The organism is Isoptericola sp. NPDC056134, assembly GCF_042264825.1.
In the GTDB taxonomy this organism is placed as follows: Bacteria; Actinomycetota; Actinomycetes; order Actinomycetales; family Cellulomonadaceae; genus Isoptericola; species Isoptericola nanjingensis.
The window spans coordinates 64,433-79,477 of sequence record NZ_JBHJVM010000011.1; the positions used below are offsets into that span (position 1 = coordinate 64,433).

Below are 15,045 nucleotides of genomic sequence, written 5' to 3' on the forward strand. Positions count from 1 at the left end.
GTGGTTGGAGGCGGGGGTGGTGTTGGCTTTTTGGGCGGTGCACGTCTCGGGCGGAACCCCATGTGTTGATGGGGGGCTGGGGGCCTGCGGTGGGGGGGGGGGGGGGGGGGCGAGCGGGGGGAGGGGGGGGGGGGAGAGGACGGGGGGGGAAGAAAACGGGACCACAAACGGGGGTGTGGGCCCCCCCCGCGGCGTCAGCGCGCGTCGCTCAGGCCTTGGCCTTGGCCTTGGCCTTGGGCGGGGCCGGGGTCTCGTTCTCGGCGTCCGCCTCCACGGGCTCGTCCGCGGCGTCCTCGGGCTCGGCGACCTCCCCGGGCTCCGCGGAGTCCTGGTCGGAGGAGGCGTCCTCGGGCTGCCCGGCGGCGTCCGGCTGCTCGTCGGCCTCGGGCTCGACGTCGGTGTGCTCGGCGACCTTCCCCGCCTGCGGCGCCGGGGGAGCCGGGACGGGCGCCTGCAGGACGGTGACGGGCTGGCCCTGGCCGGCCGGGGTCTCGGCCTTCTCGGCACCGAGCAGGCCGCGCAGCTCCTCGAGGTAGGAGTTGATCGAGTCGTGCCGGCGGGTGAGGTCCTCGAGCTGGCGGGCGGCCGTGGATCGGTGGTTCTCCGCCTCGACGCGCGCGTCGTTGACCATCGTCTCGGTGAACTCCCGCGCTTCGGCGACGATCCCGTCCGCGGTGCGGCGGGCGTCCGCGACGAGGGCCTTCACGTAGGTGTCCGACTCCGCGCGGACCTTCTCCGCCTGCTGCAGGGCCATGGCGACCCGCTGCTCCGCCTCCGCCGCGTGCTCCTCGGCGGCCCGGACGAGCAGGTCCGTCTCCTGGCGGGCGGTCTCGTGCCGCGCGGCGGCCTCGTGCTCCACCTGCTCGCGGCGCTGCGCGATCTCCAGCTCGGCGTCGGCCAGCGCGGCACGAGCCTGCTCGCGCAGCTGCTCGAGCTCGGTCGTCACGGCGTCGGACGCCTCGGCCGCCTGGTGCTTGGCCTCGGCGATGATGCGGGCGGCCTCCCGGCGGGTGCGCTCCAGGAGGTCGGTCGACTCGCGGTCCGCCTCCTCCCGCTGCGCGGCGGCCTCGGCGGCCGCCTGCGCCCGCTGCTGTGCGGTGTCGCGCTCGGCGGCGACGCGCAGCTCGGTGGTCTCGCGCTCCGCGGTGGAGCGCTGGACGCCGATCTCGCGCTCGAGGGTGGCGCGGCGCTCGCTCTCCTCCGCGGACAGCGTGCTGGTGATGAGGGCGGCCTCGCGCTCGGCGGAGCCGACGAGCTCCTCGGCGCGGCGCTGGGCGGCGAGCAGCGTGCCCTCCGCCTCGGCGGCCGTGGTGGACCGGATCTCCTCGGCCTCGCGGCGCGCGCTGCCGAGCAGCTCGGAGGCCTCGGACTCCGCGCGGGCGCGGACCTGGCCCGCGGACAGCTTGGCCCGCGCCATGATGTCGGCGGCCTGCTGGTTCGCCTGCGTGAGCACCTCGGTGGACTGCTCCTCCGCGGACCGCAGGAGCCGCTCGACGCGCGAGCCGAGCCCGGCGTACGAGGGCTTCTCGTTCTCCCGGAGCTGGCGCTGCACCAGCGCGAGCTCCGAGGAGATCTGCATGGCGCGCGCGTCGGTGCTCTCGACGTTCCGGCGGGCCTCCTCGAGCGCCTGCTCGAGTCGGGCGATGTGACCGTCCACCTGCGCGCGGTCGTAACCGCGCATGGTGATCGGGAAGAGCGTGCGCTCGTCGGACACGTGCAGACCTCCGTACATGGTGGGTGCCCCGGCGTCGCCAGGATAGTGGCGGGGGCAGGGCGCCGATACTCGGGACATTCTTGCCCTCGCGGGACGAGTCGGACATCCTCCCACGCCGGGTCGGTGCGGCGCGACGGCGTCGCCCCGGCAGTGTTCCACGGGTCGTGACGACGCGCAGGAGCCAGGGCGCGGCCGTCGTACGCGAGTCGTGAAGGGTTCGTGAACCGCACCCTGCCAGGGCGGTCACGTGGACGGAGCCCTCCGCGCCGTCCCTATGCTGGACTGTCCACGTCGAAGGGAAAGCTCGGTGCTGCAACGCATTCTGGGCGGTGTCCTGGTCCTGGTCGGACTGGCTGCCGCCGCGCTCGGTGTCGCCTCGGCCACGGTCTGGCGCGACACCGACACGGTGGTCGCCACGGCCAAGCCGACCGGTGACGGCACGTTCGTCGTCACCGACCCCGGTGTCCTCGGGCTCGTCGGTGGCGACGTCACCGTGAGCGCGTCCGTCCCCGAGGGGCAGAAGGTCACCCTCGCCGTCGGTCGGGACGTCGACGTCGCGGGGTGGGTCGGCAACGACCCGTACTCGCGCGTGACGGGCCTGAGCGACTGGGAGAACCTCTCCGTCGCGGCGGGCGAGCCCGCCGACCCCGACGCCGAGACCGAGGAGGCGCCGAAGTCCGGCTCCGACCCGGCCGGGTCGGACATGTGGGTGGCAGAGGCCTCCGACGAGAACAGCGTCACGCTGCGCTGGAGCGACCGCCCCGGCCGCTGGACGCTCCTCGCCGCCGGTGTCGGCGAGGGCGCGCAGGCGCCGACCCTGGAGCTCAGCTGGCCGCGCGCCGTCACCACGCCCTACCTGTGGCCCGGCGTCGGGGTGGGCGTCGTGCTGGTGCTCGGCGGAGTCCTGCTGCTCGTGCTGGGCGGGCGCCGTGCCCGCGCCCACCGGGCCGACCTCGCCGAGCAGGGGGCGGGCGACGAGACCGCCACCGACCTCCACGACGACGGCCCGCCGGCCGGCGGCCTCGGGGCCCCGTTCGCCCCGGTGCGCCCGACGACCGCGACAGCGGGCCCCTGGGCGCCGTCGACGCCCGCCGAGCCTGCGGCGGACGACGCCCAAGCCGCCCCCGCCGAGCCGGCGACGGGTACCGAGGCCGAGGACGACTCCCCGGAGGACGGCACCGCGCGCGACTCGGCCGCCGGCACCGCCGAGGTGCCGCTCGCCGGCAGGCTGCTGCGCCGGTCGCGCCGCCGCCAGCGCGACGAGGCCGCCGACGCGCCGGCCGTGCCGTCGGCCGACCCGGCGCCGACCGCCGCCGACACGGCCGCCCCTGGGCCGTTCGGCAGCCTGCCCGTCCCCGGCCCCGCGGTGCCGGCCGAGCCGACCGTGCACGAGCCCGTGCCGGCCGAGCCGACCACCGCCACCGGTGCCCTGCGCATGACACGGCGGGAGCTGCGCGCCCAGGAGGAGGCCCGGCGGGCGGCGGAGCAGGGCGGGATGACCCGCATGCTGCGCGCCATCACCGGCTCGATCCCCGCGGTGCGCCCCGCACAGCCCGACGGGGCGTCCGAGGAGGGCGCCACCCGACCCGACACCTCCACGCCCGCGGGCCGCGCCGCCGCCTGGCGCGCGACCTGGGGCTTCGGCGACACCTCCCGGACCGGGCAGCCCGCCGACCCCACGACCGACAACGACGGGGAGAACCGATGAACCGCCGTACCACCCGCGGCCTGGCCGTGGCGAGCGCCCTCGTCGTGTCGTCGACGCTGCTCGCCGGCTGCGCCGACGAGCTGCCCCAGCCCCAGGCCGGCGAGGCGTTCAGCGGGCCCGTGCTGACCGAGGAGCAGGACACCCAGGTGTTCACCGCGGTCGCCGACACCGTGGCGAAGGCCGACAAGGCGCTCAAGAGCGACGCGCTCAAGCCGCGCGTGAGCGGGCCTGCGTACGAGGTGCGCAAGAGCCAGCTCGCCGTCGCCAAGAAGCGGGACAACGCGGAGTTCGTGACGGACATCCCGAGCGAGTCCCAGCAGATGATCATCCCCACCACCGAGGGATGGCCGCGCACCAGCTTCTCCATCACGTCCAGCACCGAGGACCTCGAGACGCCACGCCTCGTGGCGTTCGAGCAGGCGTCCGCACGCTCGGACTACAAGATGTGGGCGTGGGTGCAGCTCATCCCCGGGCAGAGCATGCCGTACTTCGCCGACTCGGCCGTGGGATCGGACGCCGTCGCGGGGGACGACGACTCCCTGGCGGCCTCACCCGTCGACGCCCTCGCGCAGTACGCGGACATCGTCACCCTCGGTGCCAAGAAGTCGTCCTTCACGAAGGGCTTCGAACTGCCCGAGGGCGACCTGGTCGCGGCCGTCGCGGCCGACGCGGCGGCGTGGAAGGAGGTCGAGGGCTTCGAGGAGTCCGGGACCAAGTACACGCAGAAGTACCAGGCGCGCAAGGACGAGGTCCGCGCGGTCCGCACGGCCGACGGCGGGGCGCTCGTCATGGGCGTCCTCGACGGCAAGACCACGGTCGAGGCGGAGGAGGACGCCAAGGTGCCGGCCCTCTCCGAGACGCAGAAGGCGCTCCTCGGTGACGCCGAGCAGACCAACGTGCTGAACACCCGGTACACGGACATGGTCGCGCTGTACGTCCCGGCGAAGGGCTCCGACGAGAAGATCCGGCCGCTCGGCTACTCGCACGTGGCGACGGCGGCCTCGAACTGACGCTCCGCTCGTAGGATGGCGCCCATGACCAACCCCACGCCCGACCCGACCTTCAGCACGCGTGGCGCCGTCGACCTGTCGGCGCTGAACCGCCCGCAGTCGCCGCCCCCGGGGGAGCCCGGCGGCGCGCCGTCGGCGGGCGGCTACGTGCTGGACGTCACGGACGCGAACTTCCAGCAGGTGGTGCAGGACTCGACCACGTACCCCGTGGTCATGCTGCTGTGGATCCCCACCGACAAGGCCAACGCCGATCTCGGCGAGCTGCTGGGCCGGCTCGCGGAGGAGTACGCCGGCCGGTTCCTGCTCGGCCGCCTCGACGCGCAGGCCTACCCGCAGGTGGCGGCCGCCTTCCAGGTGCAGGGCGTGCCGACCGTCGTCGCGGTGCTGCAGGGCCAGCCCCTCCCGCTGTTCCAGGGGGCGGCGCCCGAGGAGCAGGTGCGCGGCGTGCTCGACCAGGTGCTGGCCGCGGCCGAGCAGAACGGTGTCACGGGACGCGCCCCCGCCCAGGGCGCCGAGGGCGAGGAGCCCGCGGAGGCCGTCGACCAGGAGCCGGTCGAGGAGCCGCTGCCGCCGCTGCACCAGGAGGCGTACGACGCCATCGAGCGCGACGACCTCGACACCGCCGTCGCGGCGTACGAGAAGGCGATCAAGCAGGACCCGAAGGACGCCCTCGCGGTGGCCGGCCTGGCGCAGGTGCGCCTGCTGCAGCGCACCCGCGGCGCCGACCTGCAGGCGGCCCGGACCGCGGCGGCCGACGCCCCGGCGGACGTCGAGGCGCAGCTCGCCGTGGCCGACATGGACATGCTCGGCGGCAAGGTGGACGACGCCTTCGCCCGCCTGCTCGAGCTGCTCCCCGGCGCCGACGCGGACGCGAAGGAGAAGCTCCGCGTGCGGCTCGTCGAGTACTTCGAGATCGTCGGGCCCACCGACCCGCGCGTGATCAAGGCCCGCCAGCGCCTGGCGATCAGCCTGTACTGACGCCCACGCCCGATGCGTCCCCGGGTCAGTCCGCGGGGCGCAGCACCAGCACGCCGAGCGGCGGCACCCGCAGTGTGGCGGAGTGCCGCCGCCCCTTCCAGGGCACGTCCTGGGCGTGCACGCGCCCGAGGTTGCCGACGCCGGAGCCGCCGTAGACCTCGGCGTCCGTGTTGAGGACCTCGTCCCAGGCGCCGCCGTCGGGCAGCGCGAGGCGGTACCCCTCGTGCGGCACGCCCGCGAAGTTCACGACCACGACGGCGGGGTCGCCGTCGGCGGACCGGCGCACCCAGGAGAGCGTGTCGTGGTCGGCGTCGTCGGCGTCGAGCCACTCGAACCCGGCGGTGTCGAAGTCCCGCTCCCAGAGGGCGGGCGTGACCCGGTAGAGGGCGTTGAGGTCGCGGACCAGGCGCTGCACGCCGGCGTGGCCGGGAGTCTCGAGCAGCCACCAGTCGAGGCCGGAGCCCTCGTCCCACTCGGCGTCCTGCGCGAACTCCTGGCCCATGAACAGCAGCTGCTTGCCGGGGTGCGTCCACTGGTAGGCGAGGAAGGCGCGCACGCCCGCGAGCTGCTTCCACCGGTCGCCCGGCATGCGGCGCAGCAGGGAGCCCTTGCCGTGCACCACCTCGTCGTGGCTGACCGGCAGCACGTACTGCTCCGAGAACGCGTAGACCAGTGAGAACGTCAGCTCGTGGTGGTGGTAGCGCCGGTACATCGGGTCGTGCGCGACGTATCGCAGCCCGTCGTTCATCCAGCCCATGTTCCACTTCAGCCCGAAGCCGAGCCCGTCAGCGTCGGTGGGCCGGGTGACGCCGGGGAAGGCCGTCGACTCCTCGGCGATCATCATCACGCCGGGGGAGCGGCGGTAGGCGGTGGCGTTGGCCTCCTGCAGGAACGCGATGGCCTCGAGGTTCTCCCGCCCGCCGCGCACGTTCGGCTCCCACTCGCCGGGCTTGCGCGAGTAGTCGAGGTAGAGCATCGACGCGACGGCGTCGACGCGCAGGCCGTCGGCGTGGAACTCCTCGAACCAGTACGTGGCGTTGGCGACGAGGAAGTTCCGCACCTCGCGGCGACCGAAGTCGAAGACGAGCGTGCCCCAGTCGGGCTGCTCCCCGCGGCGGGGGTCCGGGTGCTCGTACAGCGGGCCGCCGTCGAACCGTGCGAGGGCGAACTCGTCGCGGGGGAAGTGACCGGGCACCCAGTCGAGGATGACGCCGACGCCGGCCTGGTGCAGGCGGTCCACGAGGTACCGGAAGTCGTCGGGGTGCCCGAACCGTGCGGTCGGCGCGTAGTAGCCGGTCACCTGGTAGCCCCACGACCCGCCGAACGGGTGCTCTGCCACGGGCAGCAGCTCGACGTGCGTGAAGCCCAGCTCGACGACGTAGGCGGTCAGCTCCTCCGCGAGCTCGCGGTAGCCGAGCCCTGGCCGCCACGAGCCCAGGTGCACCTCGTAGACGCTCACCGGCCCCGCGTGCGGGTCGGACGTCGCGCGGCGTGCCATCCACTCGCCGTCCGCCCACTCGTACGCCGAGTCGACGACGACCGACGCCGTGGCGGGCGGCACCTGGGTGCCCTTGGCGAGCGGGTCCGCCTTGGCCCGCCACACGCGGTCGGCGCCCAGCACCTCGAACTTGTACCGGGTGCCCTCTCCCACGCCGGGCACGAACAGCTCCCACACGCCGCTCGCGCCGAGCGAGCGCATCGGGTGCACCGTGGTCCAGCGGTTGTGGTCGCCCACGAGGCGCACGCCCCGGGCGTTCGGCGCCCAGACCGCGAACGCCGTCCCGTCGACGTCGCCCAGCGCGCTCGGGAACCGGCGGGGGTTGGCGCCGAGCGCCCGCCACAGCTCCTCGTGGCGGCCCTCGGCGATCAGGTGCAGGTCCACCTCGCCCAGGGTGGGCAGGAAGCGGTACGGGTCGTCGACGGTCTGGACGTCGTCGTCGTAGCGGGTCCGCACGCGGTAGTCCGGGGCGTGGCGCCCGCCGTCGGCGTCCACGCCCGCCGGCACCACCGACTCCCACACGCCCGCCGCCACGTGCCGGGCCGGGTGCTCGCCGTCCCCGGTCACGACCGTCACCTCGTCGGCCAGCGGCCGCAGCACCCGCACGACGGCCCAGGCCCGGTCGGCCGGCGAGCCGTCGTCGTCCAGCAGGTGCGGCCCGAGCACGGCGTGCGGGTCGTGCAGCGTGCCCTGGGCCAGGGCGGTCAGCACCTCGGGGTCGACGGGCGGTGGCGACGGCGTCATGCGCCCACGATTCCACGGACGTATGTCGGGCGCGTTCCGACGCGCGGCCCGGCCCCGGGCGCGGGCAGCGGCCCGGCGAGGCATACCATCCTGCTCGGGAAGGAGAGCGGATGGCTCGGATCACGATCGCGGACATCGCCCGGCGGGCCGGTGTGTCCACGGGGGCGGTGTCCTACGCCCTCAACGACCGCCCGGGCGTCTCCGACGAGACCAGGGCACGGATCCTCGGGGTCGCGGCGGAGCTCGGGTGGGTGCCGAGCCAGGCGGCCCGGGCGCTGTCCGGCGCGCGGGTGGAGACGATCGGCCTGGTGCTCGCCCGCGCCCCGGAGACCCTGGGCTTCGAGTCGTTCTACATGCAGTTCATCGCGGGCATCGAGCAGGTGCTCACGGAGCGCTCGTACGGGCTGCTGCTGCAGGTCGTGCCCGACATGGATGCCGAGACCCAGGCGCACCGGCGCTGGCACGCCGCCCGCCGCGTCGACGGCGTGATCGTGGTCGACCCCCGCAAGGACGACCCCCGGATCGCGGCGCTGTCGGAGCGCGACGCCCTGCCCGCCGTCGTCGTGGGGGACCCCGAGTTCGCGGGGAACCTGCCCGCGGTGTACACGGACGACGCCACGGCCCTCCGCGAGTGCGTGCGCTACCTCGCCGGGCTGGGGCACCGCAGGATCGGCCGCGTGTCCGGCACGGAGGGCTTCGGGCACACGACCATCCGTGACCTGGCGTTCGACGACGAGGCGACGCGCGCGGGCGTGGTCGCCCGGGTGGCGCGGGCGGACTTCACGCCGGACTCCGGTGCGGCCGCCACCCGCTCCCTGCTGGAGACGGACGACCCCGTGACGGCCGTGATCTACGACAACGACGTCATGGCGTTCGCCGGCCTCGGGGTCGCGCACGGGCTCGGGGCGCGCGTGCCCGAGGACGTCTCACTGGTGGCCTGGGACGACTCGCCGCTGTGCCAGGCGGCGTACCCCCAGCTCACGGCGCTCAGCCACGACGTGACGAGCTACGGGGCGCACGTGGCCCGGCGGCTGTTCGAGCGGATGGCCGGGGCCGAGGCGCGGGCGTACCGCGACTCGACCCCGACGCTCACGGTGCGGGGGAGCACCGGCCCGCCTGCCTAGGCCGGAGCGAGGTGCAGCACGATCGCCTGGACGGGCCACAGCGTCGGCAGCTGCAGCCCGACCTCGGCGAGCACCCGGCCGGGGAGGGTGACCGGTCCGTCGCCGAGCCAGCCCGGCGTGACCCAGCCCCAGCGTGACTCCCCGATCTCGTCCCGCAGCCGCACGGTGTACCGCCGCTCCGGGTCGAGACCGTCGATCCGCAGCCGCTCCGCGAGCGCCTCCTCGGGCGACGCGACGGTCGCGACGGTGACGACGGCCTCCGACCGGTCCTCGGCGACCACGGTGCGCGCCCGCAGGGCGGGGTCGGCGGTGTCGGGGTGCCGCACGGTGCCCGAGTGCAGGAGGCCGCGGAGCTCCTTGTAGAGCGCCGCGAACGCGGTGATCCGGGCGGTCTCCTCCGGGGTGCAGCCGAGGATGTCCCACTCGAACCCGGCGGAGCCCTGCAGCGACGTGGCGATCCGGTACGACAGGTCGGTGGCACGCCCGGAGGAGTGCGCGGGCGAGGGCCCGACGTGCGCGCCGACCAGCTCGGGGGGCAGCACCAGCTCGGTCCAGCGCTGGACGTCCTGCCGTTCCACCGGGTCGTTGGAGTCGGAGGCCCAGACCCTGTCGGTGCGGGCGAGGATGCCGAGGTCGGTGCGCGCCCCGCCGGAGGAGCACGACTCGATCTCCAGCGCGGGGTGGTCCTCCCGGAGCCGGTCCAGGAGCCGGTACGTGGCCAGCGTCTGGGCGTGCGTGCCGGGCGCGCCGTCGTGGACGGGCTCGACCAGGTCCCGGTTGTGGTCCCACTTGACGAAGTCGATGCCGAGGTCCGTCACGAGCGCGGACAACTGCCCCCGGACGTGCTCCCACGCGTCGGGGTTCGCCAGGTCGAGCACGTACTGGGTGCGGAACGACAGGCCGTCGGGCGACGGCACGGAGGCGGGGTTGGCCAGGATCCAGTCGGGATGCCGGCGCGCGAGGTCCGAGTCGAGGTTGACCATCTCCGGCTCGAACCACAGGCCGAGCTGCATCCCCAGGCCGTGCACCAGCTCGGCGAGCGGCTCGAGGCCGTCGGGCCACACGCCTCGGTCGACCACCCAGTCGCCGAGACCCCTGGTGTCGTCCCGGCGCGCGGGGAACCAGCCGTCGTCGAGGACGAAGCGCTCGACCCCCACCTCCGCCGCCCGCCGGGCGAGCGCGAAGAGGCGCTCGGGGTCGTGGTCGAAGTACACCGCCTCCCAGGTGTTGAGCACGAGCGGCCGGGGCGAGCGCGGGTGCTGGGGGCGGGCGCGCAGCCAGGTGTGGAACCGTGCCGCGACGCCGTCGAGGCCGCCGTCCGACCAGGCGAAGTACGCCGTCGGCGCGCGGTACGACTCGCCGGGCGCCAGGACGAGCTCGCCGGGTCGCAGGAGCTCTCCCGCGCCGAGCAGCGAGACGTGCTCGGTGACCCGGTCGACGCGGTGGCGCACGTCGGCGCTCCACCCCAGGTGGGCGGCCCACACCCGGCCGTCCCCGGCGCGGGGCGCGCCCTCGGAGGCGAGGGTCACCCAGGGGGCGTCGTGGCCGCCGCGGCCCCGGCGGGACTCGCGCACGGTGGTCCCCCGTGGCATCGGGGTCGTGAGCGGGGACTTCTCGCGCGTCCACCGGCCGCCGAACGTGGTGAGGTGGTCGGCCGTCTTCGGCACGGGCAGGGTCGCCTCGAGCCAGGCGACCTCGAGCCGGTCGGCGCCGTCGTTGACGAGCTCGTGGTCGAGCACGACGAGGCCGCCGGGGCCGACCTCCACGCGGGTGCGCAGGGTGAGGCCGCCGGTGGCGTCGGTGGCGGTGATGATCGAGGTCGCCTCGTCCGGGCGGCCCACGGAGGACTCCCACCGGGGGTACACGGGCCGGCCGGCACGCGTGACGAGGAGGCCGGGCCGGCCGGACCAGCCGTCGGACTCCTGCGGCAGGAGCGGCAGGCGCCAGGCGGCGTCGAGGGTGCCGGGCGGCGTCTGGCGGCTGGTCGCCCGGAGGAGGACGTCGGCGGCGTCGTCGTCGAGCGGACCGAGGTCCGCACCCCAGTGCACGACGGCGGGCAGGCCGTGCGTCGGCAGATGGAGGACGAGGGCGGTCCCGTCGCGGTGCAGGACGTGGTGGGCGGTGGTCACAGGGCTCCGATCGTGGCGGGCTGGTCGGGTTCGGGGTCGGGCGTGAGGTCGGTCGACGGTCGGGGTCGGGCACGCCCCAGCGGCAGGCCCGGGTCGGGCGCGCCGCGCAGCACCGTGAGAGCGCCGCCGACGGCGGCGGCCGTGGCAACCTGTCCGGAGAGCGCCACCCGGGGCGGGCTGAGGGTGCGGCTGAGGGCGTGCTCGGACAGCGCGGCGCCGACGACGCGGCGGTACAGCGGGCCGGCCGTCGCGAACGCCGGGCCGGCGAGCAGCACGGTGTCCACGTCGAAGAGGTTGACGAGGACGGTGGCCGCCTGGCCGACCCGGCGGGCGGACCGGGTGAGCAGGTCGGTGGCGGCGGCGTCGCCGTCGCGCGCGGCGCGGGCCACGCGCTCGAAGTCGGCGAGCGTGTCCTCGGCGGGTCCCCGCACGCCCCAGCGCTCGGCGACGTCGCCGCGGGCTAGGGCCTGGGTGACGACGGCCGCCGGGCCCGCCTCCGCCTGCGTGCACCCGCGGTTGCCGCAGACGCAGGCGGAGCGTGCGTCTGGGAGCGGGACGTGGCCGATCTCGACCGCGTTCGAGGCACGCCCGCGGTAGGCGACGCCGTCCACGACGACGGCCCCGCCGATCCCCGAGGCCATGTAGACGAGCCCGAACGTCTCGGTGTCGAGGTCCCGCGTCCACAGCTCGCCCACGGCCGCCGCGGTCGCGTCGTTCTCGAGCAGCACGGGCAGGCCCAGCCCGGCGGCGAGGCGCGCCGTCAGCGGGAACCTCTCCCACGCGGGCGTGGGCTGCGCGGTGAGGAGCATGCCCCGCTCCCGGTCCTGCGGGCCGTGGGTCACGAGGCCCACGCCGAGCACACGGTCGCGGGGGACGCCGGCGCTCGCGAGCAGGTCGCCCACGTGGTCGACGAGCGTCCCCACGGTCCGGTCGGGCGACCGCCGTCCGGAGCCCCGCAGCCCGGCGCTCGCGACCGTCGCGCCGGCGAAGTCGACGACCACCGCCGTCGTGGTCGTCAGGTCGACCTGGATGCCCACGGCGTACCCGGCGTCCGCCGTGACGCTCAGCAGGCGGCGCGGCTGGCCGCGGCCGCGCTGCTGGACCCCGGTCTCGTGCACCAGACCGAGGTCCAGCAGCCCCCGGACGACGTGCGTGACGGTGGGGGAGGTGAGGCCGGAGAGCCGGGCCAGCTCCACCCGGCTGATCGACCCGCGGGTCCGCACGAGATCGAGCAGACGGCGCGACGAGACGACCTGCGCGACGCCGTCCAGCAGCATCTACCGCCTCCTTGCGTGAGTGACCTACAGCACTTGACCGCTTAAGTTAACCATGGCAAGAATACCCACGAGCGCCGACGACGGCGCCGCTGGAGCCGGCTCTGGTGCCGGCACGAGAAAGGACCGCAGATGTTCCTCAGGACAGGAATCCGTCGGCGCGGCGCGGTGCTCGCCGGTGTCGCGGCCCTCGGTCTCGCCCTCGCGGCGTGCTCCGGGGGCGGCTCGGCCGGCAGCTCGGGCGGCTCGGGCGGGGGCGCGGACAGCACGCTCGTCGCGTACACCGGCCAGGCCGGCGACTACCAGATCAACTTCAACCCGTTCTCGCCCTCGAAGATCGGCGGCCTCGGGACCATCTACGAGCCCCTGTTCTTCTACAACAAGGCCGAGGTGCGGGACCCGGTGCCGCTGCTGGGCACCGAGCAGGTGTGGAACGACGACGGCACGGAGCTGTCCGTCACGCTGCGCGAGGGCGTCACCTGGAGCGACGGCGAGCCCTTCACCGCGAAGGACGTGGAGTTCACCTTCACCCTCCTCAAGGACAACCCCTCGATCAACAGCGGCGGCTTCGACGGGACGGCGAAGGCGGTCGACGACACCCACGTGACGTTCACGTTCGAGCAGCCCGCGTTCGTCAAGGGCCCGGACGTGATGAACACGCCGATCGTGCCCGAGCACCTGTGGAAGGACATCAACCCCGTCGAGGACGTCATCGAGAACCCCGTGGGCACGGGGGCCTACCTGCTCGACAGCTTCAAGCCGCAGGCGTTCACGTACAAGGCGAACCCCGACTACTGGGGCGGTGAGTCCGCCGTCAAGAACATCCGCTTCCTGTCGCTGTCGGGCAACCAGGCCGGCGCCGACGCGATCGCGGCGGGCACGGTCGACTGGCAGACCGGCCCCATCCCGGACATCCAGAACACCCACCAGAACTTCCCGAGCTACGACGCGTACACGCAGTGGCAGAACCAGATGGTGCTGTCCACCTGCTCGAGCGCGGAGATGGGCTGCACGGGTCCGCAGACGGACCCCGCCGTCCGCAAGGCGCTGTACTACGCGATGGACCGCACCCAGCTCAACAAGCTGGCGTTCATGGAGACGGCGAACGAGATGTCCCCGGTCTTCACGCTGACCCCCAGCCAGGACGAGTTCGTCTCGGACGCGGTGACCGAGAAGACCGCCCCGATGACGGCCGACCCCGACAAGGCGGCGCAGCTGCTCGAGGACGCCGGCTGGGCGAAGGGCTCGGACGGCATCTACGCCAAGGAAGGCGAGAAGCTCACGCTCACGGTCGAGGTCGTGACCGGGTGGACGGACTACATCACCGCCCTGGACACGATGGCCTCCCAGGCGAAGGCGGCCGGCATCGACCTCCAGACCGCGCAGTCGTCGTGGAACGAGTGGACGGAGAAGAAGGGGTCGGGCAAGTTCGAGCTCGCGATCGACTCCCTGTGGCAGGGACCCGCTCCCGACCCGTTCTACCTCTACAACTACTTCTTCGACTCGGGCTCCGGCGCAAAGGTCGGCAAGTCCGCGGGGAACAACTACTCGCGGTACTCCAACCCCGAGGTCGACAAGGCGCTCGACGAGCTGGCGAAGCTCCCGCTCGACGACGCGGCGGCGCGCCAGCCGTACTTCGACACGATCCAGGAGCAGATCCTCGAGGACATGCCGTACGTGCCGATCCTCACCGGCGGCACGACGAGCGTGTGGAACACGGCGAAGTTCAGCGGCTGGCCGTCCGACGACGACCTCTACGCGTTCCCGGCCGTGTGGTCCGCGATGGACGCCGCCGAGATCTTCAAGAAGATCCAGCCGGCCGGCTGACATGACCCGAGACGTCGTCCCCGAGGAAAGCACCCTGCCGTGAACTACTTCCTGCGCAAGATGGGCTTCTACGTCGTGGCGCTGTGGGCCGCGCTGACGTTGAACTTCGCGATCCCCCGGCTCCTCCCGGGCAACCCGGTCGACATCCTGCTCGCCAAGCTGCAGCAGCGCGGCGGGACGGTGACGCCCGAGACCCGGGAGGCGTACGCCCTCCTCCTCGGGGGCGACGACTCCCAACCGTTGTGGAACCAGTACGTCGATTACCTGAACAACCTCGTCCACGGTGACCTGGGCGTGTCCGTCAGCTACTACCCGGCGCAGGTCACGGACGTCATCGCGCAGTCGCTCCCGTGGACGGTGGTCCTGGTGGGCATCGCCACCGTGATGGCCGCCGTCCTGGGCGTGACGCTCGGGGCGTTCGTCGGGTGGAAGCCCGGCACCTGGCTGGACTCGCTGATCCCGGCGACCACCCTCCTGGCGGCGGTGCCGTACTTCTGGCTGGCGCTGATCCTGGCGTACGTCCTGGCCCGCGTGCTCGGCTGGTTCCCGCTGCAGGGCGGCTACGACGTCGTCCTCGACCCCGACTGGAACGCGGAGTTCATCCTCTCCGCGATCCACTACGGCGCCCTGCCGGCGCTGACGATCGTGCTCGCCTCCGTCGGGGGCTGGCTGCTCGGGATGCGCAACATGATGGTCTCCACGCTGTCCGAGGACTACGTGCTCACCGCCGAGGCCAAGGGGCTGTCCCCGCGCACGGTGCTGCGCTCCTACGCCTCGCGCAACGCCGTGCTGCCGTCGGTCGCCGGTTTCGCGATCTCGCTCGGGTTCGTCGTCTCGGGCTCGGTGATCACCGAGCAGGTGTTCTCGTACCCCGGCATCGGCGGACGCCTGCTCGGGGCCGTGACCAACAACGACTACGCGCTCATGCAGGGGCTGTTCCTCGTCATCACGCTCGCCGTGCTCGGCGCGAACCTCGTGGTCGACCTGCTGTACGGCCTGATCGACCCGCGCACCCGAGCCCGGTCCTGAGGAGGCACCG

10 protein-coding genes are annotated in these 15,045 nt (G+C 73.9%); 6 read left to right on the forward strand and 4 right to left on the reverse strand.

Annotated features, from left to right (window positions below; genetic code table 11):
• Nucleotides 1-208: 208 nt before the first annotated feature.
• Nucleotides 209-1,714 carry a hypothetical protein gene (locus ACFCZN_RS12415; protein WP_430556981.1) on the reverse strand — a complete coding sequence of 502 codons (1,506 nt, stop codon included), beginning with the start codon at nucleotides 1,712-1,714 and terminating at the stop codon, nucleotides 209-211.
• Nucleotides 1,715-2,021: 307 nt separating this feature from the next.
• On the opposite strand from ACFCZN_RS12415, the gene ACFCZN_RS12420 reads away from it, so the two are divergent.
• From ACFCZN_RS12420 to ACFCZN_RS12430, 3 genes are read left to right on the forward strand one after another with little or no spacing between them, the layout of a single operon-like run.
• Nucleotides 2,022-3,422: a hypothetical protein gene (locus ACFCZN_RS12420; protein WP_430556982.1), complete on the forward strand. Its 1,401-nt coding sequence runs from the start codon at nucleotides 2,022-2,024 to the stop codon at nucleotides 3,420-3,422.
• Complete coding sequence (locus ACFCZN_RS12425; RefSeq protein ID WP_430556983.1) at nucleotides 3,419-4,432, forward strand: hypothetical protein; 1,014 nt, start codon at nucleotides 3,419-3,421, stop codon at nucleotides 4,430-4,432. The genes ACFCZN_RS12420 and ACFCZN_RS12425 overlap by 4 nt, the downstream gene beginning before the upstream one ends.
• A gap of 24 nt (nucleotides 4,433-4,456) precedes the next feature.
• Nucleotides 4,457-5,410, forward strand: a complete 954-nt coding sequence (locus ACFCZN_RS12430; protein WP_429766960.1) for a co-chaperone YbbN — start codon at nucleotides 4,457-4,459, stop codon at nucleotides 5,408-5,410.
• A 25-nt stretch (nucleotides 5,411-5,435) separates the two neighbouring features.
• Here the strand turns inward: ACFCZN_RS12430 and glgB are convergent, their stop codons facing one another.
• Complete coding sequence (gene glgB / locus ACFCZN_RS12435; RefSeq protein WP_430556984.1) at nucleotides 5,436-7,652, reverse strand: 1,4-alpha-glucan branching protein GlgB; 2,217 nt, start codon at nucleotides 7,650-7,652, stop codon at nucleotides 5,436-5,438.
• 110 nt (nucleotides 7,653-7,762) lie between these two features.
• On the opposite strand from glgB, the gene ACFCZN_RS12440 reads away from it, so the two are divergent.
• Nucleotides 7,763-8,776, forward strand: coding sequence for a LacI family DNA-binding transcriptional regulator (locus ACFCZN_RS12440; RefSeq protein WP_429766956.1), 1,014 nt, complete (start codon nucleotides 7,763-7,765; stop codon nucleotides 8,774-8,776).
• On the opposite strand, the gene ACFCZN_RS12445 is transcribed toward ACFCZN_RS12440, so the two are convergent.
• Both ACFCZN_RS12445 and ACFCZN_RS12450 read right to left on the reverse strand, forming a co-directional pair.
• Nucleotides 8,773-10,905 (reverse strand): alpha-galactosidase, encoded by a 2,133-nt coding sequence (locus ACFCZN_RS12445; RefSeq protein WP_430556985.1) that lies wholly within the window; start codon nucleotides 10,903-10,905, stop codon nucleotides 8,773-8,775. The two genes, ACFCZN_RS12440 and ACFCZN_RS12445, sit on opposite strands and share 4 nt — an antisense overlap.
• Nucleotides 10,902-12,182, reverse strand: a complete 1,281-nt coding sequence (locus tag ACFCZN_RS12450) for an ROK family protein (protein WP_429766953.1) — start codon at nucleotides 12,180-12,182, stop codon at nucleotides 10,902-10,904. The genes ACFCZN_RS12445 and ACFCZN_RS12450 overlap by 4 nt, the downstream gene beginning before the upstream one ends.
• A gap of 129 nt (nucleotides 12,183-12,311) precedes the next feature.
• On the opposite strand from ACFCZN_RS12450, the gene ACFCZN_RS12455 reads away from it, so the two are divergent.
• Both ACFCZN_RS12455 and ACFCZN_RS12460 read left to right on the forward strand, forming a co-directional pair.
• On the forward strand, nucleotides 12,312-14,006 hold the full coding sequence (locus tag ACFCZN_RS12455) for an ABC transporter substrate-binding protein (RefSeq protein ID WP_430556986.1): 1,695 nt from the start codon (nucleotides 12,312-12,314) through the stop codon (nucleotides 14,004-14,006).
• A 39-nt stretch (nucleotides 14,007-14,045) separates the two neighbouring features.
• Nucleotides 14,046-15,035: an ABC transporter permease gene (locus ACFCZN_RS12460; protein ID WP_430556987.1), complete on the forward strand. Its 990-nt coding sequence runs from the start codon at nucleotides 14,046-14,048 to the stop codon at nucleotides 15,033-15,035.
• Nucleotides 15,036-15,045: the final 10 nt, after the last annotated feature.